We start from the raw sequence: 26000 nt of genomic DNA, 5'->3' as shown, positions 1-26000 counted from the left end.
GTCCGGTGGCTGTGAGAGAAGCCACAGGCGTTTCATCTTCTTTTAACAAAGGTTTTTGCGGTATTGAGACGACGGTCACGCTCAGGCGTCGCGCCGGGACGTGACAAGCACGCCGGCCACGAACAGGGCAACGGTGATCGCCGCGAAGTAACCGAGGTAGCCCCACGGGCCGAGCGGCGCCGACGGCAGCTGCAGCGGCCCCGCGGCGAACCCGCCCGCCCCGACGAACTCGTCGGCCGCGTGGAACGGCATCCACTGGTAGATGTGCCGCCCGGCGCCCGGGATGAGGATCACCAGTCCTTCGAGCACCTGGGTCCAGACGAGCACCACCGTCAGCCCGAAGGCGACGCTGCGCAGCAGGAGCGCGACACCGACGCCGGCCACCGCGGTGAACAGGAACGTCAGGCCCTGGCCGAGCACCGCGCGCCAGTCCGCGCCCGAGTGCAGCGCGAGGTCGGCGTCCGGCTGCACCAGCGACGCCAGCCCCCACGAGCCGAAGCCGACGACCAGCCCGAGCACCGCGCCGACCGCGGCGAGGACCGCCAGTTTCGCCAGCAGCGCGGGCACCCGGCTCGGCACCGCCTGGAAGGTCAGCCGCATGGTGCCCCAGTTGAACTCCGACGCCGTCGCGAGGATCGCGAGCACGAGCAGCACGGTCCGGCCGTTGCCGCTCGCGAGCTGGGTGTTGCCCACGGTCGCCGGGATCTCCGGGCCGGCCAGCGCGAAGAACAACGCGGTGAAGCCGAGCGGCGCGACGAACGCGATCGCCAGGCACCACCAGGGCGCGCGGGTGCTGAAGAGCTTGATGCGCTCGGCGCGAAGGAGGTTGGTGATCATCGGGCCGCCTCCGAAGCCGGCCCCGCGAACTCGACGGATTCGCGGGTGAGGTCGAGGTAGGCCTGCTCGAGCGAGCCGGTGATCGGGCTCAGCTCGTGCAGCGTCGCGCCCGCGTCGAAGGCGAGCTGCCCGATCCGGTCACTGTCCATTCCGGACACCAGGAAGGCGCCGTCGGCTTCGCTGAACTCGGCCTGCCCGGTCAGCGCGGCCCGCAGCTCGTCGGCGTGCGGCGTGCGCACGCGCACGCCGTGTTCACTCGTCCGCGCGACGAAGTCGGCCATCGTGCCCTGGTAGATGAGCCGGCCGCGGCCGATCACCACGAGGTCCTGCGCGGTCTGCGCCATCTCGGGCAGCAGGTGGCTGGAGACGAACACGGTCCGGCCCTCGGCGGCCAGCGCGTGCAGCAGCTGCCGGATCCAGGCCATGCCCTCGGGGTCGAGGCCGTTCACCGGCTCGTCGAACAGCAGCACGCGCGGGTCGCCCAGCATCGCGGCGGCGATCCCCAGCCGCTGCTGCATGCCGAGGGAGTACTGCAGGACGCGGGTCTTGCCGACGCTCGTCAGCCCGACCAGGGCGAGCACCTCGTCGACGCGCTTGTCGGGGATGCCGTTGGTGGCGGCCAGCCAGCGCAGGTGGTCGCGCCCGCTGCGGCCGGGGTGGCGCCAGGTGGCGTCCAGCATCGCGCCGACCGTCCGAAGTGGATCCCGCAGCTTCCGGTACGGCGTGCCGTCGACGAGCACCGTGCCCGCGTCGGGAGTGTCGAGGCCGAGGACCAGCCGCATGGTCGTGGACTTGCCGGCGCCGTTCGGGCCGAGGAACCCGGTGACCCGCCCCGACTGCGCGGTGAACGTCAGCTCGTCGACCGCGGTCGTGGCGCCGTACCGCTTGGTCAGCGCGTTCGCTTCGATCATGCGCTCCCCCGTCCCGTCACCCCGGGAGCCTACTGCGAAACGGGAATCCGGGTCGCCCCCCGACAGCGCGACCCGGATTCCCGTTTTCCCCTGTTACCCCTCAGGCGTCCCGCTTCTTCGCCACCCCGAGTGCGACGAGCAGGAACACGATCGCGATGCCGGCGAAGTACGCCAGCGCCCAGCCGGGGCTCAGCGGCGAGTCCGACGGCGACGGGCCGTCGACGACCGCGGAGCCGCGCAGGAACTTGTTCGCCACGTTGAACGGCATCCACTCGTGGATGTGGGCGCCGATCTTCGGGATCAGCCGGATCAGGTCTTCCACGGCCAGGTTGTAGATGAGCAGCAGCGCGATGGCGCCGGCGCTGTGCCGGATCAGTACCCCGATGGCGACGGCGAGCACCGCGCTGATGGCGAACACCGGGCCGAGGCCCGCGACGTTCAGCCAATCCTGCGTGGAGTGCAGGCCGATGCCGTCGTTCGGCCGCATGAGCATGCCGAGGCCGAGGGCGCCGAACGCGGCGATCTCGCCGATCACCAGCGCGACCAGCGCGACGACGACGGCCTTGGCGATCAGCGCCGGCGAGCGGTGCGGCACCGCCTGGAACGTGGTGCGGATGGTGTTGAAGCGGTATTCGGTGGTCACCGCGAGCGCGGCGAGCACCATGACGACGGCGATGCCGAACTGCGTGCCGCCGAACTGGAGGGCGGACAGCGTGACCGGCGAGTCGGCCGGCGTCGCACCGGAGATGATGGCGGCGAAGCCGATGCCCAGTGCGAGGGCGATGACGGCGCACCACCACGGCGAGCGGGTGGAGAACAGCTTGATGCGTTCTACCGCGAGCAGGTTCATGATCTTGGTTTCCCCGTTTACTTGGCGGACTCGAGCACGTGCTGCGCCTCGGCGTCGAGCCCGGTGTGGTACTCGACGGAGTCGCCCGTGATCTGCATGAAGGCCTGTTCGAGCGAGCCGGTCTGCGGGCTCAGCTCGTGCAGCACGATGCCGTTGGCGGCGGCGATCTCGCCGATCTTGTCGCTGTCCAGCCCGGACACCACGAGCGCGGCGTCGTCCCCGGTGACACCGGCGCTGGCGCGCTGCAGGGCGGTGCGGAGCTCGGCGAGCTGCGGCGAGCGGACCTTGACCGTGTTCTCCGCCGCGCGGGAGACGAAGTCCTGGGTCGACGACTGCGAAATCAGCTGCCCCCGGCCGATCACCACGAGGTTGCTCGCGGTCAGCGCCATCTCCGAAAGCAGGTGGCTGGACACGAACACGGTGCGGCCTTCCTCGGCCAGCCGGTGCATGAACTTCCGGATCCAGAGGATGCCCTCGGGGTCCAGGCCGTTCACCGGCTCGTCGAACAGCAGCACCTCGGGGTCGCCCAGCAGGGCGGCCGCGATGCCGAGCCGCTGCGACATCCCGAGCGAGAACCCGCCGGCGCGCTTGCCCGCGACGCTGGTCAGGCCGACGGTGTCGAGCACCTCGTCGACGCGGGTGTTCGGGATGCGGTTGGACTTCGCCATCCACTGCAGGTGGGCGCGCGCCGAGCGGTTCGGGTGCACCCACTTCGCGTCGAGCAGCGCGCCGACGGTGCGCAGCGGCTCCTTGAGGTCGTGGTACTTCTTGCCCCCGATGGTGACCTGGCCACCCGTCGGGTTGTCCAGGCCCAGGATCATGCGCATGGTGGTGGACTTGCCAGCCCCGTTCGGGCCGAGGAAGCCGGTGACCTGACCCGCGGCCACGGAGAACGACAGGTTGTTCACCGCCAGTGTCTTTCCGTACCGCTTGGTGAGGCCGGTTGCCTCGATCATGACTGCTCCTCTTCCGCCCCTCGCTTACGACGCGTTCATCGTCGCGGGTCGGAGGCCGTTCGCGCGTCACCCTGTAGACCGAACCGGCCCCCCTACCTGAGTAGTACCTTGCTGGCTCTTCGGCCGATGCGCGATCCGTGATGACCCTGAGCCGACCCTGATTCGCGGGTATTAATGAACTGTGGTTCAATAATGGGGTGGCCCGGCCGAGGAGCATCACCGACGAACGGCTGCTGGGTGCGGCGGAGACCGTGATCGGCCGCTGCGGCCCCGGTTTCACGCTGGCGCAGGTGGCGGCGGAGGCGGGCGTCTCGGTCGGCACGGTCGCGCAGCGGTTCGGCTCGAAGAGCGGCCTGCTGCAGGCGATGAGCCGGCGGGCCACGCGGCGGGCGGTCGAGCAGATGCGGGAGTGCGCCGAGCGGGTGGACGACCCGGTCGACGGCCTGCGCGCCGCGGCGGTGTCGGTCTACGCGGTGCTCGGTGACGCCGAAGAAGCGGCGAACCACCTGGGCCAGCTCGGCGTGGACATCGGCGACCCGGTGCTGCGGTCGCTGCTGGGCGAGCACTTCACGGCGGTCGAGGACGAACTGCGGCGGCTGGTGCGGGCGGCGGCTCCGTCGCTGCCGCACGCGCCGAGCGTGCCGCGGGCCGCGCGGGCGGTGCTCGGGGTCATCAACGGGGTGTCGATCGACTGGTCGATCCGGCCGCACGGGCGGCTGGCCGACCGGCTGGCCGAGGACGTCGACGCGGTGCTGACCGCGTGGCGGGGACGGGAGGACGCATGAGTTTGCAGGGCAAGGTGGCCGTGGTCACCGGGGCGACCCGGGGCTGCGGGCGGGCGATCGCGGTGGAACTGGGCCGCGCGGGCGCGACGGTGTACGTCACCGGCCGCACGACGCGCGAAACGACGTCACCGCTGAAGCGCCCGGAAACGATCGAAGAGACCGGCGAACTGGTCGAAGCGGCGGGCGGCAGGGCGGTGGTCGTGCGCTGCGACTTCACGTCGGTGTCCGATGTGGACGCGCTGAAGGCGCGCATCGAGTCCGAAGTGGACGGAATCGACATCCTGGTCGACGACGTCTGGGGTGGCGACATGTACTTCCACTTCGACGCGCCCTTCTGGGAGACGCCGCTGGAAGACGCGCTGAACCTGACGCACAACGCGCTCGACACGCACCTGATCGCGCTGCACAGGCTGCTGCCGCTGGTGGTCGCCCGCCGCGGCCTGGTGCTGGAGGTGACCGACGGCGACAACGACGACTACGTCGGCGCGGGTCTCCCTTATTACCTGGCCAAGTGCGGCATCCGCGCGCTCGGCCGCGCCCTCGGCGTGGAGCTGGAGAAGAACGACTGCGTCGGCCTCGCCGTGACGCCGGGGTTCCTGCGGTCGGAGTCGATGCTCGACCACTTCGAGGTCACCGAAGACAACTGGCGCGACGCGGTCGGCAAGCTCGCGCCGGTCGACTTCAAGATCTCCGAGACACCGTACCTGCTGGCCCGCGGCGTCGCGGCCCTCGCCCAAGACCCCTCCGCGTCCCGCTTCGCCGGCCAGACCCTGGCTTCGTGGACGCTGATGAAGGAGTACGGCTACACCGACGTCGACGGCGACCGCCCCGACTTCGGCCGCTGGATCACCGAAGTCCGCAACGCGGGCAAGGACCCGGCAACAACCCCACCAGACACCTTCCGCTAGCCCCGACTCGTCACTTTCCCTATGAAAGTTCCGCTACCGGCTGTCGGTAGGCGTCACTTTCATAGGGAAAGTGAGAAGTTGTGGATGAATTTCGGGGGATGTGGACAAGTGGGACGTAGTTGATCTTCGGCGGGGCTGGTTGTCAGAGGTCTGTCCCAGGCTTGCCGGGTGTTCCGTTCTCGCAGCAGTGACCTCGTCGACTTCGCCGAGCCCTTCGTCGGGAGCCAGGCCGTCGCCGAAGACGTCTTGACGCCACATGCTCTGCGGTCTCCCCTGTTCACCCGGTTGTTCCGGAACGTCTACGTCGCCTCTACGACTGAAGTGACGCACTCGATGCGATGCCGGGCCGCTGCTCTGCTTGCGCCGGTCGACGCGGTGCTCTCCGGGTGCTCGGCCGCGGCAGTCAGAGGCCTCGAACTGGTCGGCTCGCGGGACCCGGTCGAGTTCATCGTGCCGGAGCAACTGGTGTTCGATCGGCAGGCGGGTCTGCACATCCGGCGAACCAGCCGGACAAAGATCGATAGTGAGCCGTGGGATGGCATTCGGCTCGCCACGCCCCTTCGTCTCGTTTTGGACACCCTCACGAACACCAAGCTCCATCGATCGCTTCCCCGGGTCGTCGGTTACCTCGATGCCTTCCTCCACAGCGGGGTGGTGGACCTGGTCGAGCTGTGCGACTACCTCCAGCCACGCCGCGACAACGGCATGGTGCGAGCCAGGAAGGCGGTTGCGCTGGCAGATGCACGTTCGGAGAGCATTCCCGAGTCCGAGCTGCGGGTGTGGCTCACCGTCGCCGGGCTCAAACCCGAGGTGCAAGTCGAAGTCGTAGCCGGAGCGGGGGACTTCCTCGGGCGCCTCGATCTGGCGTTCCCCGCGCAGAAGCTGGCGGTCGAATACGACGGCGAATGGCATCTCGGTGGTATCCAGCCGCGCCTCGATGCGCAGCGCCGGGCCGCGATCGAGTCCGAGGGATGGCGCTTCGTAGTTGTCACCAAGACCGACTTGTACGGTGAGCCGAAGCGTGTGGTCGAGACCGTGAAAGCGGCACTTTCCCTATGAAAGTGCGGCTTGAGTCAGGCGAGGCCGGGGCGGGCGAGACCGGTTTCGTAGGCCAGCACCACGGCCTGCACCCGGTCTCGCAGCTCCAGCTTCGCCAGGATCCGCCCGACGTGCGTCTTCACCGTCGCCTCGGAAAGGAACAGCGCCTCGGCGATCTCCAGGTTCGACATGCCCTTGGCGATCAGCACGAGCACCTCGCGCTCGCGGTCGGTCAGCACGTCCAGCTCCGCGGTGTCGCGCATCGGCGGGCCGCCGGAGCCGACGAAGCGGTCGAGCAGGCGCCGGGTCACCGACGGCGAGACCACCGCGTCGCCCGAAGCGACCGCCCGCAGCGCCGACACCAGGTGGTCGGGCTGGGTGTCCTTCAACAGGAACCCGCTCGCCCCGCCCTGCAGCGCCGCGTAGACGTACTCGTCGAGGTCGAACGTCGTCATCACCAGCACCCGCGCGGTGCCGTCGGCGACGATCCGCTTGGTCGCCTCGACGCCGTCGAGCACCGGCATCCGGACGTCCATCAGCACGACGTCGGGGCGCAGTTCCTCGGCCATCTCGATCGCCTGTGCGCCGTCGCCGGCCTCGCCGACGACGTCGATGTCGGCCTGCGCGCCGAGCACCATCCGGAAGCCGACGCGCATCAGTTCCTGGTCGTCGACGACCACCACACGGATCACTTGTCCAACCTAACCGGCAGGGCCGCGCGGACCTGCCACCCACCGCCCGGAGCCGGGCCCACTTCCAACGTGCCGCCGTAGACGTGCGCGCGCTCGCGCATGCCGATCAAACCGTTGCCGCCCGGGAGCCGCTGGTCGCCGCGCGTCGCGCCGGCGAGCTGCGGGACGCGGCCCGCGCCGTCGTCGGACACCAGCACCTCGACCAGGTCGCCGGTCCGGTGCACCCGCACCGACGCCGTCGCGCCGCGGCCGGCGTGTTTGAGCGTGTTGGTCAGCGACTCCTGGACGATCCGGTAGATCCCCAGCGAGACGCCGGCCGGCAGGTCGCCGAGCTCGTTGGTCTCCAGCTCCACCGGCACGCCGGCGGTCCGCATCCGCTCGGCCAGCTCGGCGAGTGCGTGCGCGTCCGGCTGCGGGACGCGCGGCTCGCCGTCCGCGTCGTCGCTGCGCAGCACGTCCAGCAGGCGCCGCAGCTCCCCGAGCGCGCCGCGGCCGGTCTCGGAAATCGTTTGCAGGGCCCGCTGGGCGAGCTCGGGGTTGCTCCGCAGCGCGTACGAAGCGCCGTCGGCCTGCACCACCATGACGCTCACCGCGTGCGCGACGACGTCGTGCAGCTCGCGGGCGATCCGCCCGCGCTCCTCCGCCACCGCGATCCGGGTGGCCTGGTCCCGTTCGGTCTCGAGCAGGTGCAACCTGGCCTCCACTTCCACGTCGTAGGCGCGCCGGGCCCCGACGAACTCGCCGAGCGTCCAGCACAGGGCGATGCCGAACGCGAGGAACAGCACCGAGATGAACAGCTCGTCCGTCTGCTCCAGCGCCAGCTGCAGGGCCGAGGAGACGATCACCGCGCCGACGAACACCAGCCCCTGCCGCCGCCCCGCGTAGACGACGACCGAGTAGATGCTCATCGCGAGGCCGGCGACGCTGGCGACGCCGAGCTGCAGCGTCGCGTGCACGACGCTGATCACCAGCACGACGTACGCCGACCACAGCGGCGACTTCCGCCGAAACACCAGCGGCACCACCATCGCGATGTTCACCGGCACGGCGATGTACCACGGCGGCAGCTCCGCGAGGTCCGCCAGCCCGTCGGCGACGAACAGCAGCATGTCGATCAGGCCGAGCAGGACGGCCAGCACCGTGTCGCCCGCCATGGGGTGGGCACGCATCCAGAGGCTCAGCCGTCGCACCAGACAACACTAGGTCCCGCGGCCGGGAACGCGCGTCGGTCGGCGGTACCACCTTGGGTGCGACCTCCGGATGAGGGACATGGCACGATTCACGGGGTTGTCGCCTACGACGGGAAGGGCTGGGGGCCGTGACGTCACCGGAGCAGGGCCGGCTCGCGGGTCCGCTGTCGATGTCGGTGGCCAACCTGTGCCACCGCCTGCAGTCGCAGGTCTCCGCGCGCACCGCCGCCGGGTTCGCCGAGGTGCTGCGCCGGCTCGGCGCGCCGCTGCAGGTGGCCGTGGCCGGGCGGATCAAGTCGGGCAAGTCGACGCTGGTCAACGCGCTGATCGGGCGCCGGGTCGCGCCGACCGACATCGGCGAGTGCACGCGGCTGGTGACCCGCTTCCAGTACGGCACGGTGGACCGCGTCGAAATCGTCTTCACCGACGGCCGCAAGCAGGTGCTCCCCTTCGCCGCCGACGGGATGATCCCCGCCGAGCTCGGCGTCGACATCGACAAGGTGTCGCACATCGAGGCGTACCTGACCAACGCCGTCCTGCAGGGCATGACGGTGATCGACACCCCGGGCCTCGGCTCGCTCGACGCCGCTTCGGTGTCCCGCACCGAGCAGCTCCTGGGCGCCGCGAAGCACCGCCAGGACGACGGCGACGAAGAGGGCTCGGACGAGCTCGACGACACCTCCCGCAACGCCGTCGCCGGTGCCGAAGCCGTGCTGTACGTCGTCACCCAGGGCGTCCGCGCGGACGACCAGCAGGCGCTCGCCGCGTTCACCGCGGCCACGGCGAGCCGGGAAGCGGGCCCGGTCAACGCGATCGCCGTGCTCAACAAGGCCGACACCATCACGCCCGAGTCGGTCGAAGGCTCCGGCGGCGACGTCTGGAAGGCCGCGACGCTGCTGGCCGAGAAGCAGGCGTCGACGCTGAAGCCGCGCGTCGCCGACGTGCTGCCGGTGATCGGGCTGATCGCCGAGTCGGCCGAGTCCGGCGGCTTCACCTCCGCCGACGCCGAGGCGCTGCGGCAGCTCGCCGAGCTCGACGACGACATCCTGCAGACCATGCTGATCTCGGCCGACATCTTCACCAGCTGGGAGTGCGACGTCCCGTCGGGCACGCGGCTGCGGCTGCTGGAGAAGCTCGACCTGTTCGGCGTCTCCCACGCCGTCGAGGCCATCCGCAAGGAGCCGGAGCTGACGGCGGGCGCGCTGCGGCGGTCGCTGCTCGACGCGTCCGGCCTGGAAGCGGTGCGGCACCGGTTGTCGATCGTGTTCGCCGCCCGCGCCGACGGCATCAAGGCCGCCGCCGCCCTCGCGTCGGTCACCGCGCTCGCGCACGCCTCGGCCGATCCGGCCGAACGCCAGCGCGTCCACGACGCCATCGAGGTGCTGCTCGCCAAGCCCGAAGCCCACCAGCTGCGGCTGCTCGAAGCGCTGACGCTGGTCGCGTCCGGCGCGGTCGACATGCCCGAGGACCTGTCCGAAGAGGTGCTCCGGGTGGGCAGCAACGCCGACATCGGCGCCCAGCTCGGCAAGCCCGGCGCCCCGCGCCCGGAGCTGGCCGCGCACGCCCTCGAACGCGCGGGCTGGTGGCGGTCCTTCGCCTCCTTCGGTGCGACACCGGCGCAGAGCCGCGTCGCCCACGTCGTGCACCGCGCGTACTTCTTGATGTGGCAGCAGGTGCGCGAAGCCTGAGTTTGTTTCTGGTTGCCGACTTTCCCTGGTCACCCCCCTTTCCCGCGTACTCTGGGAAACGTGAGACTGGAAAACACGACATCCTGGCGAGCCGGGTGGAGCAGCGAGACGGACGTCGACGTCGCGCTGTTCATCCGCGACGCCCTGGCCCTGTCCGTTTCCGAAGGACAGGTGCTGCCGCCGGTGGAGCCGCGGGTTCCGGTCCACGTCCCGCCGGGGCTCGACCGGGCGGCGGTCCAGGACCAGTGGGCCGCCTGGTGGACCGACCTGCTGGCGTCCCTGCGCAGCCGTGAGGACCCGGACCCGCGCAGCCCGCGCACCCGGTACGGCAGGCCCGCGCTCGAACCGGGCTCGGCCCTGCGGCAGGCTGTCGACTTCTTCGGCCCGGTCGCGGCCCGCCACTTCGCCAACGCCCGCGGGCCCGCCCTGCGCGGGGCGAACGAGCCGTCGGGCGGCACGCCGTGGGCGCCCGGTTTCTACCGGCGCCAGATCGTGGCCGGCGAGCGGCTCGGCCAGCTGGTGCGGGAGGCCGAGGTCAAGCAGGGCCGGCGCGCGTACCCGTTCCGGCTGAACGTCATCGAGATCTCCGTCGCCGGGTCGATCTGGCTGCGCACGGCCGACGACCAGCTGCTGGTCTCGTCCCGCCTGGCCGAGGACGGCCCCGGCCTGGAGGCCGTGCTCCGCGACGTGATCGCCCAGCTGGTTTGAGGCCCCGGCTTTCATAAACCGAGCACGCGGTCTGATAATGGACGGCATGGAGACGACCGTCGACGAGCCGCCGTGGCTGCGCACCGGGTCCTGGGTCGGCTGCCCGCTGATCGGCGGCGCGCTCGGCGTGGGCGTGTGGGCCATCGCCGCGTGGGTCAGCGACCTGCCGGCGTTCCCGTTCCAAGGCGTGTTCAAGGTGCTCACGAAGCTGCCGCAGCCGTGGGCGACGCTGGCCGCGGTGGCCGGCGGGCTGGTGCTCGGCCTGGTGTTCGCCGTCGTCTGGGCCGGCGACCGCCTGGTCGTGACGGTCTCGCCCACCCGCGTCACGCTGGTCCGCGGCGACAAGACCCGCCGCATCGAGGCCGACCTCGACGCCGTCTACCTCGACGGCAAGGAGCTCGTCCTGCGCACCACCGACGGCCGGGAGATCGCCCGCGAGAAGACCGACCTGTCGGGGCGCGAGCTGGCCCCCGCCTTCGCCGAACACGGCTACCCCTGGCGCGACGACCCGCCGGTCGAGCGATGAGGACCGTCGACCCGGCCAAGCACGCGGCCAAGCGCCGCGCCATCGTGGACGCCGCGGCCGGCTGCTTCGCCGAGAAGGGCTTCGAGCGGACGACGACCGCGGACATCTGCCGCGCGGCGGGCATCAGCTCCGGCAGCCTCTTCCACTACTTCCCCAGCAAGCGCGCGGTGTTCACGGCGATCTTCACCGACGACGCCGCCGAGACGGCCGAGCGTCTCGAAACCGCGGCCAAGGCCGCAAACCCGTGGACCGCGCTGCTCGACGTCGTCGCCGAGCTGGCCGGGCAGATCGCCCAGCCGGGCGTCGTCCGGATCGTGCTGGAAGCCGCCGCGCAGGCCGCTCGCGACGACGAGTTCGCCGAGCTGATCCACCGCAACGACAGCGCCCTGCGTGACGGCTTGGCCGTCCTGGTCGAACGGGCCGGGACCGCCGGGCTGATCGACCCGGGCGTCGCACCGCGGGCGGCCGCCGGCTGGGTCGCCGGGCTGATCGACGCGATGATTTCGCGGGCGAGCCTCGACCCCGGCCTCGATCTGCCCGCCGAGCAAGCGATCCTCCGGACGATCCTGATCCGGTTCCTTCGCCCGGTTCCGCCCCCGGCGGGCGGCTGAATCCGCCAGACTGTCGGCATGGCGTGGTTTCGCAAGGACGGAACCGACCGCGGTTCCCCCGCGTCGGACACCGATGTGCACCCCTTGCAGCAGCAGGACACCGATCTGGAGCGCGCTCTCGCGGATCGCCAGGCACTGATCCAGATGTGCCTGTACGCCCTGGACCGCGCCCGCAGCGGCGGTGTGGTCGAACGGCTGGAGGAGGGGCTCGCCGCGATCGGCGTCCAAGCTCTGCGGCCCGACGGCGAGCGCTTCGACCCGGCCTGCCACGAAGCCGGCGGCGCCGTGGCCACCGAAGACCCGGCGCTCGAGGGCATCGTCGCGGAAACCGAGGTCACCGGGTTCGCCGACCACGACCGCCTGCTGCGCGCCCCGATCGTCACCGTCTACGCGAAGAAGACCCCGTGAGCGCACCCACCGCGCCGAGCCTGCCCGCGCAGGTCGCGGCCGCGCGAGAGCAGCTGCTGACCACCGTCCGCGACGCCGACCCGGCCGCCGCCCGGTGGGTCGAGGACATCCGGAAGACCCGGCCGAAGAAGCCGGCCGTCGTGGTCGTCGGCGAGACCAACCGCGGCAAGAGCTCGCTGGTCAACGCGCTGCTCGCGCGGCCGGGACTGTCCCCTGTGGACGCCGACGTCGCCACCGCCACCTACCTGGTGTTCGACCACGCCGACGCGTGGGGCGCGCAGGCCTGCTACCCCGGCCAGCTCGCGCCGGTGCCGATCGACCTGGGCCAGCTGATCCACTGGGTGTCCGCCGCGCACGAGCTGCCGCCCGGCCAGATCCCGCCGCGGTACGTCGAGGTCACCGGGCCGGTGCCGCTGCTGATGCGGCTTTCCCTGGTCGACACCCCCGGCGTCGGCGGGCTCGACTCGCTGCACGGCGAGCTCGCCAAGGAAGCCGCCGCGGGCGCGACCGCGCTGCTGTTCGTCGTCGACGCCTCGGCGCCGTTCACCTCGACCGAGCTGCAGTTCCTGCGCGACGTCGGCGAGCGCGTCGAGACCGTGGTGTTCGCGCTGACCAAGGTGGACATGTTCCGCGGCTGGCGCGAGGTCATGGAGGCCGACCGGCAGCTGCTGCGCGAGCACGCGCCCCGGTTCGCCGACGCGGTGTTCCACCCGGTGTCGGCGCGGATGTTCGAGACGGCGGCGAAGGCGCCCAACGAGCAGATGGCCGCGATGCTGCGGGAGAAGTCCGGCGTCGCAGCGATCCAGACGGCGTTGCAGGAGCTGCTCGTGGGCCGCTCGGCGATGCTCGGCGAGGCCAACACGCTGCGCGCGCTCTCCAGCGCACTGGGCGAACTGAAGGCGAAGCTGCAGGCCGAGAGCCGCGCGCTGTCCGCCGGGGAAGCCGAGGCCGAGCAGCTGCGCGAACGTCGTGACCAGCTGCAGGCCGAGCGCCGGTCCTCGACCCGCGGCTGGCAGCTCAAGCTGCGCGGCGAGGTGCAGCGCACCCGCGTCGAGGTCGGGCACGAGTCCAGCAGGCAGATGCGGGACGCGCAGACCCACTTCCGCCAGCTGATCGACGCGGCGAAGCGCGACGAGCTGGCCGCGCTCCCGCAGCAGGTCGACATCGCGCTGCAGACGACGTCGCAGCGGGTCTCGATGCTGCTTTCCCAGCGGCTGAACCAGGTCACCAACGTCTCGCTGTCGGAGCTGTTCTCGCCCGAAGAGCTCGACGTCATCCGCGCGCAGTTCGCCCGGGCCGGCGGCCCGCCGGTGGTGCTGCGCCCGCCGGACAAGAAGCCGCCGACGGCCGAGGACAAACTGCTCGTCTTCATGGGCATCTCCGGCGGCGTCGGGGCCGGCAAGGTGGCCGCGCTGCCGCTGGCCGGCGTCGCGATCCTCAACCCCGTCGTGCTGCCCGCGACCATCATCATCGGCCTCGGCGCCGGCTGGTGGATGGCCCGCACGCGCAAGCACGCGGCCGACAAGCAGCACATGAAGCAGTGGCTGGTGGAGGCGATCGCGGACGCCCGCTCGACGCTCGACCAGCTGGTCGCCGAGCAGCTGATCGAGGCCGAGCAGCAGCTGTCGATGGCGCTGGACGAAGCACTGGGCCGGCGCATCGACGCGATCGAGGCCGAGCTGAAGGAAGTCGACAAGACGATCAAGATGGGTGCGCAGGAGCGCGCCAAGAAGATCGCCGTCGTGTCGAAGCGGCTCAAAGAGGTCAGCGACGGCCGCGACCGCGCCGAAACCTTCCTGACCAGGATCCGGGCGCTGCGGGACAAGACGGCCTGACCCCCGTCCGGTTGTGGAGCGGAACCGAACCGGCATACGGTGAGTCATACCCTCGGACAGCAGGTCAGAGACGGCGGTACCCGGTCAAAAGGGGGAAGTTCCCATGTGGGTCGACGAGAGTGGCGGCAGCGACACCGACGCGAGCGGTACGAACGCGATGACCGTCCACGTCGACGGTCAGGAGTACCAGGCCGAGGTCAACTACGACGTGAACGACGACGGCGTCAACGACACCGCGATCATCGAGCACGACGACGGCACCTCGCAGGCGTTCATCGACACGAACCACGACGGTGAAGCCGACCAGTACGCCGTGCTGGACGAAACCGGGCACGTCGTCGACCAGGCCGTCTACGACGAGGCCAGCGGCCAATGGGTCGAGTCCCACGGCGGCGGCCACGACGACTCCGACACCGGGGGCCGCGACGACAGCTCCGGCGGGCACATCCACGCCGACTTGCCGGACGGCGAGGTGGACGCGGGGGTCGCGACCATCGACACCGACCACGACGGCCACAACGACACCGCCATCGTCGAGACGAAGAGCGGCGGCACCATCGCCTTCACCGACAAGGACGGCGACGGCGAAGCGGACATCGCGATCCAGACCGGCGCCGACGGCACCACCACGACGTTCGAGCACTCCGGCCCCGGCCAGTGGACCGAGGTCTCGAGTGGACTGGTGGACTCCGGCAGCGAGGGCGACCTGGCCGCCGACGCCGCCTGGGGCGAAGCCGGCACGCAGACGCTGGAAGGCGTCGCGCGCATCGACTCCGGCACGGGACAGTGGATATCCCCCAACTGAGGTGACCCACGTCTCAGTTTGAAAGCCCGGGGCTTCGGCTTCGGGCTTTTTTCATGTCGTCAATGAAAGAAAAGGCGGCTTCTGAATCGATTCCCTTATCGGTCTTGTGAGAGAACGTACACGTCAGCTCTCTGTTACCTGCCGGTCATGCGGTTACTCTCGAAGAATCCCAAAACCCGCACACCGGTCGTCAGCCGGTGTGCGAAGCCATTCGGCCGCAGGCAATGAAGCCCGCACCGGAACAGCGTCGTTCCCGGTGCGGGCTCATTTGTCGTCGGAAGTCAGGAGTAGAGATGACCGCAGTCGCCATCCCCGGACTGGACACCGCGCCGACGACGCACACCGGCGTGCTGTCCTTCGTCCGGGAGGTCGCCGAGCTGACCAACCCGGACCGCGTGGTGTGGGTCGACGGGTCTGACGAAGAAGCCGCCCGGATCAACCAGGAGCTGGTCGACGCCGGCACGTTCGTGCAGCTCAAGTCGAAGCCGAACTCCTTCTGGGCCACCTCCGACCCCAACGACGTCGCCCGCGTCGAAGACCGGACCTTCATCTGTTCGGAGCGTCCCGAGGACGCCGGTCCGACCAACCACTGGATGGACCCGGCCGAGATGAAGGCCACCATGACCGAGCTCTTCCGGGGCTCGATGCGCGGCCGCACGATGTACGTCATCCCGTTCTGCATGGGTCCCCTCGCCGACGAGAATCCCAAGCTGGGTATCGAAATCACCGATTTCGCCTACGTTGTCGCTTCGATGCGCGTGATGACCCGCGCGGGCAAGGCGGCCCTCGAGAAGTTCGTCGCGCCGGATGGCAGTGAGCGCGAATTCGTGCCGGCACTCCACTCCGTGGGTGCGCCGCTCGAGCCGGGGCAGCAGGACGTTTCCTGGCCCTGCAACGAAACGAAGTACATTTCGCACTTCCCCGAAGAGCGCGCGATCTGGAGCTACGGCTCCGGCTACGGCGGTAACTCGCTGCTGGGCAAGAAGTGCTACTCGCTGCGCATCGCCTCGGTGATGGCCCGCGACGAGGGCTGGCTCGCCGAGCACATGCTGATCCTCAAGCTGATCTCCCCCGAGGAGAAGGTCCACTACGTCGCGGCCGCGTTCCCGAGCGCCTGCGGCAAGACCAACCTCGCCATGCTGCAGCCGACCATCCCGGGCTGGCGCGCCGAGACCCTCGGCGACGACATCGCGTGGATGCGCTTCGGGGAAGACGGCCGCCTGTACGCGGTCAACCCCGAGTTCGGCTTCTTCGGCGTCGCGCCGGGCACCGACTGGCACACCAACCCGAACGCGATGCGCACGATCGAGCAGGGCAACACGGTCTTCACGAACGTCGCCCTCACCGACGACGGCGACATCTGGTGGGAGGGCATGGAGAACAAGCCCGCCCACGCCACGTCGTGGAAGAAGCAGGACTGGACGCCGGACTCCGAGGAGAAGGCCGCCCACCCGAACTCGCGCTACTGCACGCCGATGTCGCAGTGCCCGATCCTCGCCGACGAGTGGGACGACCCGAAGGGCGTGCCGATCTCGGCGATCCTGTTCGGCGGCCGCCGCAAGACGACGGTGCCGCTGGTGAACGAGGCCCGCGACTGGCAGCACGGCGTCTTCATGGGTGCCACGATGTCGTCGGAGACCACGGCGGCCGCGGCCGGCGCGGTCGGCAACGTGCGCCGCGACCCGATGGCGATGCTGCCGTTCCTCGGCTACCACGCCGGTGACTACTTCAAGCACTGGCTGAACCTGGGCAAGAACGCCGACGCGAACAAGCTGCCGAAGATCTTCTACGTCAACTGGTTCCGCCGTGGCGACGACGGCCGCTTCCTGTGGCCGGGCTTCGGCGAGAACTCGCGGATCCTCAAGTGGGTCGTCGAGCGCGTCGAGGGCAAGGGCAACGCCGTCGAGACGCCGGTCGGCTTCGTGCCGCGGGCCGAGGACCTCGACACCGAGGGCCTCACCGAGCCGATCGAGGACATCCAGGCCGCCCTCGAGGTCAAGCCCGAGGAGTGGCGCGCGGAGCTGCCGCTGATCGAGGAGTGGTTCCAGAAGATCGGCGAGGTCCCCACCTCGCTGCGTGACGAGCTCGACGCGCTGGCCCAGCGCCTGAGCTGAACACCCTGAGACAGAAGGAGACGTCTCCCGGCCGCATCCGGGAGACGTCTCCTTCTTTTGTTCCAGGTAGTTTCGCGACCATGAGACCGTTCCGCTTCGGCGTCGATCTGGTGGTGCCCGGTTCACGGGCCGAGTGGGTGGCGAAGTGCCGCAAGGCCGAGGACCTCGGCTACGACGTCGTCGGTGCGGCCGACCACGTCGGGATGGCGCCGCCGTTCCCCGCGCTCGTGCTCGCGGCCGAGGCGACCGAGCGGGTCCGGCTCAACACGTTCGTCATCAACGCCTGCTTCCACCACCCGGTGCTGCTCGCCCGAGACGTCACGGGCACCGACCAGTTCACCGGCGGCCGCCTGGAGCTGGGCATCGGCGCGGGGTACGTCGAGGCGGAGTTCCACGCAGCCGGGATCGAGTGGGGTACGCCCGGGCAGCGGTACGCGCGGCTCGAACGCGCGGTGCTGGAACTGAAGCGGCTGTACGCGGATCCGTCGCACAAGCCGGAACCGGTGCAGAAACCCGGGCCGCCGCTGCTGCTCGGCGGACGCGGCGACCGCGTGCTCAAGCTGGCCGCGAAGCACGCCGACATCGTCGGGTTCACCGGTACCGCGGCGACGAAGGTCGAGGGCCGGATGTCCCTGGCCGGGCTCGGCGAGCTGACCGAGCGCGTCGAGTTCGCGCGGACCGCCCTCGACGGCCGGGACGCCGAGCTGAACCTGCTGGTGCACGTCACCCGCGTGACCGACGACCGCCGCAGCACGCTGGAAGCCGTCCACCGGCGGGTCCCCGACCTCGGCGTCGACGAACTGGGCGAGCTGCCGACCGTCCTCGTGGGATCCCCCGGCGCCGTCGCCGAGCAGCTGCTGCGCACCCGCGAGACGCTCGGTATCAGCTACTTCACAGTGATCGAGGACGACCTGCCGAGGCTGGCTCCGGTGATCGAAAAGCTCCGCTGAGTACCTTGTCGGTATGACTGGGGATTTCCGCTTCGGGGTCAACATGCACGTGCCCGACCACCGCGCGGGGTGGGTCGGGAAGTGCCGGAAGGCCGAGGACCTGGGCTTCGACGTCATCGGTGCGGCCGACCACCTCGGGATGGCGCCGCCGTTCCCGGCGCTCGTGCTCGCCGCCGAGGTCACCGAGCGGGTCAAGCTGAACACCTTCGTGCTGAACACCCCGTTCTACAACCCGGTGCTGCTCGCCCGCGACGTCACGGGCACCGACCAGTTCACCGACGGCCGCCTGGAGCTGGGGCTCGGCGCGGGGTACGTCAAGGAGGAGTTCGAGGCCGCCGGGCTGCCGTTCCCGTCCGCCCGCGAGCGCGTCGACCACCTCGAGCGGTCGATCCTCGAGCTCAAGCGGGCCTACGCCGACCCGGAGCACAAGCCGGCGCCGGTGCGCCCCGCCGGACCGCCGCTGCTGCTCGCCGGCCGCGGCGACCGGCTGCTGACCCTCGCGGCCGAGCACGCCGACGTCATCGGCTTCACCGGTGCCGCGAAGACGCCGGACGGCGGCGCACTGATGCCGGAGACCGCCGAAGGCATCGAGGAGCGGGTCGGGTTCGTCCGGTCGAAGCTCGGCGGCCGGGAGGTCGAGTTCAACCTGCTGTGCCACTTCGTGCACATCACCGGCGACCGCGCGGGCGCGCTCGCGGAGCTCGAGAAGCGGGTGCAGGGCGTCCTGAGCGTCGAGCAGCTGGCGGTGCTGCCGACCGCGCTGATCGGCTCGCCCGCCGAGGTCGCCGAGCAGCTCCACGCCCACCGCGAGCGGTTCGGGCTGACCTACTACACGATCCTGGAACAGAACATGGACCAGTTCGCCCCGGTGCTCGAAGCGCTCCGATGATCGACGCGACCGCGATCGGCGTCCGGGCCGGCGAGCACTGGCTGTTCGACGACCTGGACTTCGCCGTCGAGCCCGGCGAGTGCGCGGCGATCGTCGGGCCGAACGGAGTCGGCAAGTCGACCTTGATGCGCTGCCTCTACGGGATGCAGAAGCCGCAGCGCGGCCGCGTGCTGATCGACCGCAAGGTGCCGGACGAGCGGGACGTCGAATTCCGCCGCAAGGTGTCGGTGCTGTTCGACGACTCCGACTTCTTCGCCGAGCTGACGCCGTTGCAGCACCTCGAACTCCTGGCCGGCTCGTTCGGCGCCGACCTCGGCGACCACGAGGAGCTGCTGCGCGACGCGGGGCTCGGCGAGCGCATGCGCGTCACGTCCGGGCACTTCTCCGCGGGCCAGCGCCGCCGCCTGCTCATGCTCGGCGTCACCGCGCGCCCGCACCGCGTGCTGCTGCTCGACGAACCGGAACGCGCGCTCGACGCGGCGGGCAAGGACTGGCTCGTCGAGGTGATCGCCCGGTCGACGGCGGCCGGCGCGGCGGTCGTGGTGGCCACGCACCACCCGCCGCTGCTCGAAGCCGCGGACAGCGTCCTAGAACTGTGGTGACGCTGGCACCCCGCCGGATGCGGATCCCGGGCCGCAAGCGGTTCGGCGGGATCTTCAGCGGCGACACCGCGAGCTTCGTCTTCCTGTTCGGCTTCGGGTTCCTGTTCACCGCGTTCTTCCACGTCGACGGCTGGCGTCCGGCGCTCTACGGATCGTCGCACGTGGACTTCCCGGCCGTCCTCGGCCTGCTCACGCTCTGCTGCGCGGTCGGCTGGCGCGGCCTCCTGCGCCGCGGCTTCGCCTGGGTCGAGCCGGCCGAGCTGACCTGGCTCGACTTCGCCCCGGTGGACCGCGGCCGCGTCGTCACGCTGCGGCTGCTCGGCGCGTGGACCGGCGTCCTGGTGGTCACCGGCTACCTGGCCGCGCTGCTGCTCGCCGTCGGCGGGGCCGGGCTCGACCAGTGGCGTGCGGCGGTCGCGATGGTCGTCGCGACCGCCGTCGCCGCGGTCGCCGCCGCCCGGCGGACCGCGCTGCGGCTGGACGCGCTGGGCCCGCTCGCGCTCGCCGTCGCCGGGCTGCTCATCGCCTCGCTGCACCTCGGCCCGGTGGTCGTGCAGTTCGTCGCCGCGGGCGTGCTGGTCGCGGCGCTCCCGCTGGCGTTCGGCGGCGAGCCGGTGCACCGCGCGGGCCGGGCGGCGCTGCTCGCCGGGTGGGACGGGCGGGTGCTGCGCTCGGTCGCCGTCACGTTCCTCGACCCGATGATGCTGCTCCCGCCGTCGGCCCCGGTCGGGCGCTTCCCGCTGCGCCGCCCGACCGCGCTCCGGCTGGCCTTCGCGGGCACGCTCGGCCGCTCGCGGTACGCGGGCGCGGCGGCCCTGGTCGGCTTCGCGGTCGTCGTCGCCCACATCGCCCTGCCGACCGTGCCGGGCGCGGTCCTCGTCGGCATCGGCGCGTACGTCGCGCTGACGCCGTTCGCCGGCGGGCTCGGCGAGCTCTGGCGCAACCCGGGCCGCCGCCGGTGGCTCGGGACGGGCAACCGCGAGCTGGTGCTGACCCACGGCCTGGCGCTGGCGGGCGCCGGGATCGGCTGGGCGGCGCTGCTCGCCGTGGTCACCCTCGCGGGTGGGACCTCGTTCGGGCCGGGCGCGTGGCTCGCGGTGCCGCTGTCGGTGCTCTCGATCCTGCGCACGGTCACCCGGACCGCCGTCGACTACGGCAATCCGGCGTTCGTGGACACCCCGATGGGCCCCATGCCCGCCAACCTCGTGCGCCAGCTCTTCCGCGGCCTCGACCTCCAGCTCATCGGGATCGTGCTGCTCTCCGCCGCCGTTTGACCTACGCTCGCTCCGACGAAGGGAGCAACCAGTGGGCGGTGGACACGCACCGGGCGTCGGGCGGCGGGCGACCAGCGAGTTCCCGGCCGGCTGGACCGACGAGCACATCATCTCGGTCGTCAAGGACGTCGCGAACGACCCCAGCGAGGCCCGGCGGCGGCAGCCGAACGGCCGCTGGCGCTGCGCCGGCGAACGGTACAACGTGCACCTGATCGTCCTGGTCGAGGAGAACGGGCACGTGCACACCGCGTACCCGGTGGCGGGCCCCGGCGTCGTCCGCAACCCGGACACCGCCCGCGACCCGGCGAACCCGACGGTCGCCGACCTCCAGAGCAACCGCATCAGCTTCTTCGCCGACAGCATCCTGACCAGCGTCGCTGACCGGCTGTCCCCCGAGGACTACACGCACTACCGGACGCTGCTGTGGTCCGGCGAGTGGGAGGAACTGGCGGACGTGCTGGCCGCGCACTCGGTCAAGCTGGGCTTCGGCTTCTCGGCGGACGAGTACTCCGACTTCGAGAAGCTGCTCAACAGCTACGACCTGCCGGTGGCGGGCTGCGCGTTCCTCAACGACCGCGAGCACATCCTGAACCAGCTGCGCCCGGTCTAACTCGCCTGGCTGAGCGTCGGCGACCCGACGGGCTCGACCGCCGCGCGCAGCTCGTCGAGCGGCAGGCCCACAGCGTCGGCGATGGCCGTGACCGTGAAGAACGCCGGCGTCGGGATGCGCCCGGTTTCGATCTTCCGGAGCGTTTCGACCGAGATCCCGGCCTCCGCGGCGACGTCGACCATGCTCCGGCCGGCCCGCGCCGTCCGCAGCGCCTGGCCGAGGCGTTCGCCGCGCTCGCGCTCGTCGTCTGTCAGCGGTACTCGCACCATGAACCCAATACTAATACCACCTGAGTTGTCCACTGCCTGTGGACAACTCTGTGCACAGGTGTGGAAAAGCCCCGCCGAACGTCCGTTCGGCGGGGCTTCCACTACACCTTGTGGTGTCAGGCGCCCGCGGGCACCGGAAGTGGCATGCCGGGCAGGCTCTGGTCGTTCGGCACGACGCCGTCGACCAGGTAGGCCTCCACGACCTTGTCCACACCCGCGTTGCCGCCGGCGTAGATGCCGTGGTCACCCTCGCCGGTGATCGTCAGCATCCGCGAACCCGCGAACGCCTTGTGCGCGCGCCGCGCACCCTCGATCGGCGTCGCCGGGTCGTGCTCCGACTCGACGATCAGCACCGGGGGGACACCCTTGCCGTCCAGCACCGGGAGCGGCGCCGGCTGCTTCTTCCAGAACAGGCACGGCTGGATGAACCAGCCGGCACCCAGGAGCGGCAGCTGCTTGTCGATCAGCTTCTGCGAGTCCTTGATGGCGCTGTTCACGGTGCCGGTCCACGGACCCTCGTTGCACGGGATGGTCCAGAAGCTGGCGTCGTAGGAGTCACCGTCGGTCGGGACCATCAGCGGCTGCGCGCCGGAGGTCTCGGTGCTCTTGTCGGCGGCCTTGACCTTCTGCGCGGCCGACGACTTCGCCTGCGCCGACGCCGTGCCCTGGGTCAGCGTGCGGACGCTGACCAGGTAGTCGGCGAGACCCGGGAAGGAGCGCTTCGAGTAGATGCTCGAGGCGATGAAGGCGTCCAGCCCGTTGGCCGACACGGTCGAGCCGTCGGGCAGGGTGACCGCGCCCTGCGTCAGGGCGTAGCGGACCTGCTCGTAGGTCTGGCGGGCCGCTTCACCGGTCGTGCCGAAGTGGTAGAGCTTGTCGTACTTCGCCACCCACGGGAGGAAGTCGGAGCGGAAGCGGCGCTCGAAGCCGAGCGGCTGCCAGTCGAACGACTTCTGCCACGTGGTCGTGAACTCCGTCGAGGAGTCGAGCACGAACCGGCCGGTGCGCGTCGGGTAGGCCTGCGCGTAGTGCGCGCCCATCCAGGTGCCCGCCGAGTAGCCGACCCAGTTGATCTTGTCGCGGCCGAGCAGCACGCGCAGCAGGTCGATGTCCTTGACCGTCTGGTCGGTGTTGATCAGCGGGCCCAGCTCGCCGGACTTCTGCTGGCAGGACAGGGCCGCGTACTTCGTCGCCGCGACGATCAGGTTCAGGTTCTGCCGGTCGCGGTCACGCGGGTCGAGGTCCGAGCCGGTGCCGATGGCGCCACCGCACGTGATGTTCGTGCTCTTGCCGGTGCCGCGCGGGTCGAACCCGACGATCTCCTGGTGCTCCCGCAGCTTCGGCTGGTTGCGCAGGCGGGCCGGGAAGTTCCGGCCGGGCGCGCCCGGGCCACCGGGGTTGGTGACGACGCTGGCGGTCGCGTCCTTGGTCGCCTTCAGGCGGCTGACGGCGATGGTCAGGTCGATCTGGGCGTTCGCCTGGTACCAGTTGCGCGGCGTCTTGTAGGTCGCGCACTCCATGTCCTCGGCGCCGGCGGGCGGGGCCGTCGGCAGCTCGGCGGGGACGGCGCACTTGTGCCAGTCGAGCTTCTGGTTCGCGTACTGCTGCGGGATGTTCGAGGAGTTCAGCGGCTGCTTGCCGGCCGCGGCCCCCTGGCCCGCGAAGGCCGGCGTGAACCCGGCCAGCAGGGTGCCGGCGATCGCCGGGATCACCACCGCGTAGCGGAGTCGTGTCATACGGTTGCCCCTTTTTGGCTTTTCACGTGCGGAGTCCGGCTATTGATATAGGGCTCGCGGAGGCGGGGCAACCGACGTTGGTCGGCAACGGCGGCCGCGGCGATCAAATCGATATCGGACAGACGTGACTCCCTGTCACCCAGGTTCTAAGGTCAGGCGGTCGGTTACGGGAGTGTTAGGTGAGGTCGATGTCGACTGTGAAGCACGACGGAAAGGTGCGCGGGTCGCGGTTCAACCCGTGGAACCTGCTCCTGATCGTCCCGCTGCTGGTCCTGGTCACGCCACTGTTCAACGTGGACGGTCCGCGGCTGTTCGGGATGCCGTTCTTCTACTGGTTCCAGTTCCTCATGGTCGCGGTCGGGGTGCTGAGCACCTGGATCGTCTACCTGATGACGCGGGACAAGCCCACCACGGACGCCCCCGACCGGCTGAGCGTCGACGACCTGGACGAAGGGGACGCTCGATGAGCAACCTGCAGTGGCCCGAACTGATCATCTTCACGATCCTGTTCGCGCTGGTCACCGTCCTCGGCTTCATGGCGGCGCGCTGGCAGCGCGGCGGCGGGCTGGACCACCTCGACGAATGGGGCCTCGGCGGCCGCAAGTTCGGTTCGTGGATCACGTGGTTCCTGCTCGGCGGTGACCTCTACACGGCGTACACCTTCGTCGCGGTGCCCGCGCTGGTGTTCAGCGCCGGCGCGCTCGGCCTCTACGCGCTGCCGTACACGATCGTCGTCTACCCGATCGTCCTGCTGCCGGCGCTGCGGATGTGGTCGGTTTCGCGGGTTCGCGGCTACGTGACCCCGGCCGACTTCGTGCGCGGCCGCTTCGGTTCGCCGATCCTCGCGCTGCTGGTGGCGATCACCGGCATCGTCGCGACCATGCCGTACATCGCGCTGCAGCTGGTCGGCCTCGAAGCCGTGCTGCGGACGATGGGCATCAACGGCTCCGGCATCGTCGGGCACCTGCCGCTGCTGATCGCCTTCGTCATCCTGGCGGTCTACACCTACCAGTCCGGCCTCCGGGCGCCCGCGCTGATCGCGTTCGTCAAGGACATCCTGATCTACATCGTCATCCTCGTGGCGATCATCTACCTGCCCTCGAAGCTGGGCGGCTGGTCGCACATCTTCGACACGGCGGCGAAGAAGCTCGGCACGCCGAACCCGACCACCGGCAAGCCGGCCGGCTCGATCCTGCTGACCGCCAACAACCAGCTGCAGTACGCCACGCTGGCGCTGGGTTCGGCGCTCGCGCTGTTCCTCTACCCGCACTCGCTGACCAGCGTCCTCGCCTCCCGCGGCCGCACCGTCATCAAGCGGAACATGGTCGCGCTCCCGGCGTACTCGCTGGTGCTCGGCCTGCTGGCGCTGCTCGGCTACGTGGCCATCACGGCCGGCGTCAAGCCGCTGACGAACGCGGCCACCGGCAAGCCGGACGGCAACACGATCGTCCCGGTGCTGTTCGACAACCAGTTCTCGTCCTGGTTCGCCGGCATCGCGTTCGCCGCGATCGGCATCGGCGCGCTGGTGCCCGCCGCGATCATGTCGATCGCCGCGGCGAACCTGTGGACCCGCAACATCTACAAGGAGTACATCCGCAAGAACGCGACCCCGGCCGACGAGGCCAAGCAGGCGAAACTCGCTTCGCTGGTCGTGAAGCTCGGCGCGGTGGCCGTGATCATCCTGATCGACCCGCAGTTCTCGATCGACCTCCAGCTCATCGGCGGCGTGCTGATCCTGCAGACGCTCCCGGCCGTGGCGCTCGCGCTGTACACGCGCTGGTTCCACCGCTGGGGCCTGATCGCGGGCTGGGTCGTCGGCATCGGCTGGGGCCTGATCATGCTGTACGGCATCCCCAACCCGGCCAACGGAAAACTCCACTTCGGCGGCTCGGCGCTGGCACTGGGCAACATGTCGATCTTCGGCTGGCACCCGTTCTCGGGCTCCCTGGTCCAGATCTACGTCGGCTTCGTGGCCCTGATCGCCAACCTGGTGGTCGCGGCGATCGTCACGGTGATCGCCCGGCAGCTGAAGGTGTTCAACGGCACGGACGACACCAACCCGGCGGACTACCTGGCCGACGAGAACGACAAGGACCTGCGCCCGATCGGCGCTCACTGAGTCCGCTGTGTCCTCTGTGGACGGATGAGCGCCCGGGAAACGAGGTAGAGCACCACGCCGTTGAGCAGGTGCCAGAGGAAGTGCGTGCCGGCCGGGACGTAGGCGCAGACGTCCCGGTCGAGCGTGCGCAAGCTCAGCGAGAGCGCGAACACCGCCCCCGCCACGACGTAGTGCGTCCAGTACGCGTCACGCGCGAAGGCGAGCACGGCGGCGAAGACGCCGAGTGCGATGAGGGCGGAGAGGTAGAGCCCGCCGCCGAGCAACGCCGTACCGGCGGTCAGCGCGAGGAACGCCGGCGCGGCCACCCACCCCCACCGCCGGCTCCACCGGCGGCGGGCGAACACCACGACGTACACCAGCAGGAACACGAGGATCGCCCCCGAGTCCGCGACGGCCGCCCACCGCGTCGCGAGCAGGTGGAAGCCGCTGCTCGCGACGAAGACGAGCCCGATCAACGCGGCGAGCACCCGCCCGGTCCGGTCCCCCTCGGCCAGCCGCCACACGAGCACGGCGGCGACGAGGAACGCGAGGTTGCTGAGACTGTTGAGCGGTTCTCCCCAGAGCCCGGGCCCGACGCGTTCGCAGTACCCGTCGACGTAGTCCGTCACGGGTCCAGCCAACCAGGAATCGGCCGCACGCAGCCAGCCGCCGCGCGAGAATCGTCGTCGCGGCGCGGTGTGGCACCACGC

At 70.5% G+C, this 26000-nt stretch carries 27 protein-coding genes; 18 read left to right on the top strand and 9 right to left on the bottom strand.

Annotated elements, in window-relative coordinates; translation table 11 throughout:
• Nucleotides 1-81 precede the first annotated feature (81 nt).
• The 4 genes from AB0B33_RS30995 to AB0B33_RS30980 form a co-directional block, all read right to left on the bottom strand.
• Complete coding sequence (locus AB0B33_RS30995) at nucleotides 82-837, bottom strand: hypothetical protein (RefSeq protein WP_360778011.1); 756 nt, start codon at nucleotides 835-837, stop codon at nucleotides 82-84.
• Complete coding sequence (locus AB0B33_RS30990) at nucleotides 834-1748, bottom strand: ATP-binding cassette domain-containing protein (RefSeq protein WP_360778009.1); 915 nt, start codon at nucleotides 1746-1748, stop codon at nucleotides 834-836. Before AB0B33_RS30990 ends, AB0B33_RS30995 begins: the two co-directional genes overlap by 4 nt.
• Before the next feature lie 100 nt (nucleotides 1749-1848).
• Nucleotides 1849-2598, bottom strand: coding sequence for an ABC transporter permease (locus AB0B33_RS30985; RefSeq protein WP_360778006.1), 750 nt, complete (start codon nucleotides 2596-2598; stop codon nucleotides 1849-1851).
• 17 nt (nucleotides 2599-2615) lie between these two features.
• A complete protein-coding gene (locus AB0B33_RS30980) occupies nucleotides 2616-3554 on the bottom strand; it encodes an ABC transporter ATP-binding protein (RefSeq protein WP_360778004.1) in 939 nt (312 codons plus the stop codon).
• Between the two features lie 197 nt (nucleotides 3555-3751).
• On the opposite strand from AB0B33_RS30980, the gene AB0B33_RS30975 reads away from it, so the two are divergent.
• From AB0B33_RS30975 to AB0B33_RS30965, 3 genes are all read left to right on the top strand, one after another.
• Nucleotides 3752-4339: a TetR/AcrR family transcriptional regulator gene (locus AB0B33_RS30975; RefSeq protein ID WP_360778002.1), complete on the top strand. Its 588-nt coding sequence runs from the start codon at nucleotides 3752-3754 to the stop codon at nucleotides 4337-4339.
• On the top strand, nucleotides 4336-5247 hold the full coding sequence (locus AB0B33_RS30970) for an SDR family NAD(P)-dependent oxidoreductase (protein WP_360778000.1): 912 nt from the start codon (nucleotides 4336-4338) through the stop codon (nucleotides 5245-5247). The genes AB0B33_RS30975 and AB0B33_RS30970 overlap by 4 nt, the downstream gene beginning before the upstream one ends.
• 168 nt (nucleotides 5248-5415) lie before the next feature.
• Nucleotides 5416-6306 carry a hypothetical protein gene (locus AB0B33_RS30965; RefSeq protein WP_360777998.1) on the top strand — a complete coding sequence of 297 codons (891 nt, stop codon included), beginning with the start codon at nucleotides 5416-5418 and terminating at the stop codon, nucleotides 6304-6306.
• Nucleotides 6307-6320: 14 nt separating this feature from the next.
• Here the strand turns inward: AB0B33_RS30965 and AB0B33_RS30960 are convergent, their stop codons facing one another.
• Nucleotides 6321-6977, bottom strand: coding sequence for a response regulator transcription factor (locus AB0B33_RS30960; RefSeq protein ID WP_247016479.1), 657 nt, complete (start codon nucleotides 6975-6977; stop codon nucleotides 6321-6323).
• Nucleotides 6974-8131, bottom strand: coding sequence for a sensor histidine kinase (locus AB0B33_RS30955; protein WP_360778132.1), 1158 nt, complete (start codon nucleotides 8129-8131; stop codon nucleotides 6974-6976). Before AB0B33_RS30955 ends, AB0B33_RS30960 begins: the two co-directional genes overlap by 4 nt.
• Nucleotides 8132-8337: 206 nt before the next feature.
• On the opposite strand from AB0B33_RS30955, the gene AB0B33_RS30950 reads away from it, so the two are divergent.
• From AB0B33_RS30950 to AB0B33_RS30890, 13 genes are all read left to right on the top strand, one after another.
• Entirely contained in the window at nucleotides 8338-9855 is a 1518-nt protein-coding gene (locus tag AB0B33_RS30950; RefSeq protein WP_360778130.1) for a dynamin family protein, read from the top strand.
• Nucleotides 9856-9915: 60 nt separating this feature from the next.
• Nucleotides 9916-10563, top strand: a complete 648-nt coding sequence (locus AB0B33_RS30945; RefSeq protein WP_360777996.1) for a hypothetical protein — start codon at nucleotides 9916-9918, stop codon at nucleotides 10561-10563.
• A gap of 46 nt (nucleotides 10564-10609) precedes the next feature.
• Entirely contained in the window at nucleotides 10610-11089 is a 480-nt protein-coding gene (locus tag AB0B33_RS30940) for a hypothetical protein (protein WP_247016483.1), read from the top strand.
• Nucleotides 11086-11700 (top strand): TetR/AcrR family transcriptional regulator, encoded by a 615-nt coding sequence (locus AB0B33_RS30935; protein ID WP_360777993.1) that lies wholly within the window; start codon nucleotides 11086-11088, stop codon nucleotides 11698-11700. Before AB0B33_RS30940 ends, AB0B33_RS30935 begins: the two co-directional genes overlap by 4 nt.
• A gap of 18 nt (nucleotides 11701-11718) precedes the next feature.
• Nucleotides 11719-12108 (top strand): nucleotide exchange factor GrpE, encoded by a 390-nt coding sequence (gene grpE, locus AB0B33_RS30930; RefSeq protein WP_360777991.1) that lies wholly within the window; start codon nucleotides 11719-11721, stop codon nucleotides 12106-12108.
• Complete coding sequence (locus AB0B33_RS30925) at nucleotides 12105-13943, top strand: dynamin family protein (protein WP_247016489.1); 1839 nt, start codon at nucleotides 12105-12107, stop codon at nucleotides 13941-13943. Before grpE ends, AB0B33_RS30925 begins: the two co-directional genes overlap by 4 nt.
• 103 nt (nucleotides 13944-14046) lie before the next feature.
• Nucleotides 14047-14748, top strand: a complete 702-nt coding sequence (locus tag AB0B33_RS30920; RefSeq protein ID WP_247016491.1) for a hypothetical protein — start codon at nucleotides 14047-14049, stop codon at nucleotides 14746-14748.
• 293 nt (nucleotides 14749-15041) lie between these two features.
• Nucleotides 15042-16862, top strand: a complete 1821-nt coding sequence (locus tag AB0B33_RS30915) for a phosphoenolpyruvate carboxykinase (GTP) (protein ID WP_247016493.1) — start codon at nucleotides 15042-15044, stop codon at nucleotides 16860-16862.
• 80 nt (nucleotides 16863-16942) lie between these two features.
• Complete coding sequence (locus tag AB0B33_RS30910; RefSeq protein WP_360777988.1) at nucleotides 16943-17812, top strand: TIGR03621 family F420-dependent LLM class oxidoreductase; 870 nt, start codon at nucleotides 16943-16945, stop codon at nucleotides 17810-17812.
• A gap of 13 nt (nucleotides 17813-17825) precedes the next feature.
• Nucleotides 17826-18701: an LLM class F420-dependent oxidoreductase gene (locus AB0B33_RS30905; protein WP_247016497.1), complete on the top strand. Its 876-nt coding sequence runs from the start codon at nucleotides 17826-17828 to the stop codon at nucleotides 18699-18701.
• A complete protein-coding gene (locus tag AB0B33_RS30900; protein WP_360777986.1) occupies nucleotides 18698-19303 on the top strand; it encodes an ABC transporter ATP-binding protein in 606 nt (201 codons plus the stop codon). The genes AB0B33_RS30905 and AB0B33_RS30900 overlap by 4 nt, the downstream gene beginning before the upstream one ends.
• Complete coding sequence (locus AB0B33_RS30895; RefSeq protein WP_360777984.1) at nucleotides 19297-20577, top strand: hypothetical protein; 1281 nt, start codon at nucleotides 19297-19299, stop codon at nucleotides 20575-20577. The genes AB0B33_RS30900 and AB0B33_RS30895 overlap by 7 nt, the downstream gene beginning before the upstream one ends.
• 31 nt (nucleotides 20578-20608) lie before the next feature.
• Nucleotides 20609-21187, top strand: a complete 579-nt coding sequence (locus tag AB0B33_RS30890; protein WP_247016503.1) for an EndoU domain-containing protein — start codon at nucleotides 20609-20611, stop codon at nucleotides 21185-21187.
• On the opposite strand, the gene AB0B33_RS30885 is transcribed toward AB0B33_RS30890, so the two are convergent.
• The gene (locus tag AB0B33_RS30885) at nucleotides 21184-21456 is read right to left on the bottom strand and encodes a helix-turn-helix transcriptional regulator (protein WP_247016505.1); all 273 of its coding nucleotides are present in this window, start codon (nucleotides 21454-21456) and stop codon (nucleotides 21184-21186) included. The two genes, AB0B33_RS30890 and AB0B33_RS30885, sit on opposite strands and share 4 nt — an antisense overlap.
• A gap of 116 nt (nucleotides 21457-21572) precedes the next feature.
• Nucleotides 21573-23192, bottom strand: coding sequence for an alpha/beta hydrolase (locus AB0B33_RS30880; protein ID WP_360777981.1), 1620 nt, complete (start codon nucleotides 23190-23192; stop codon nucleotides 21573-21575).
• 188 nt (nucleotides 23193-23380) lie between these two features.
• On the opposite strand from AB0B33_RS30880, the gene AB0B33_RS30875 reads away from it, so the two are divergent.
• Nucleotides 23381-23659, top strand: coding sequence for a DUF3311 domain-containing protein (locus AB0B33_RS30875; RefSeq protein WP_247016509.1), 279 nt, complete (start codon nucleotides 23381-23383; stop codon nucleotides 23657-23659).
• A complete protein-coding gene (gene mctP, locus AB0B33_RS30870; protein ID WP_360777978.1) occupies nucleotides 23656-25311 on the top strand; it encodes a monocarboxylate uptake permease MctP in 1656 nt (551 codons plus the stop codon). The genes AB0B33_RS30875 and mctP overlap by 4 nt, the downstream gene beginning before the upstream one ends.
• Here the strand turns inward: mctP and AB0B33_RS30865 are convergent.
• Nucleotides 25305-25919, bottom strand: a complete 615-nt coding sequence (locus AB0B33_RS30865) for a hypothetical protein (protein ID WP_360777976.1) — start codon at nucleotides 25917-25919, stop codon at nucleotides 25305-25307. The genes mctP and AB0B33_RS30865 overlap by 7 nt on opposite strands.
• Between the last annotated feature and the right edge of the window lie 81 nt (nucleotides 25920-26000).

The sequence above is a fragment of the Amycolatopsis sp. NPDC049159 genome (genome assembly GCF_040648295.1).
GTDB lineage: Bacteria > Actinomycetota > Actinomycetes > Mycobacteriales > Pseudonocardiaceae > Amycolatopsis > Amycolatopsis pretoriensis_A.
Note: the sequence above shows the minus strand (reverse complement) of the source record. Positions and strands in the feature narration are given on the sequence as shown.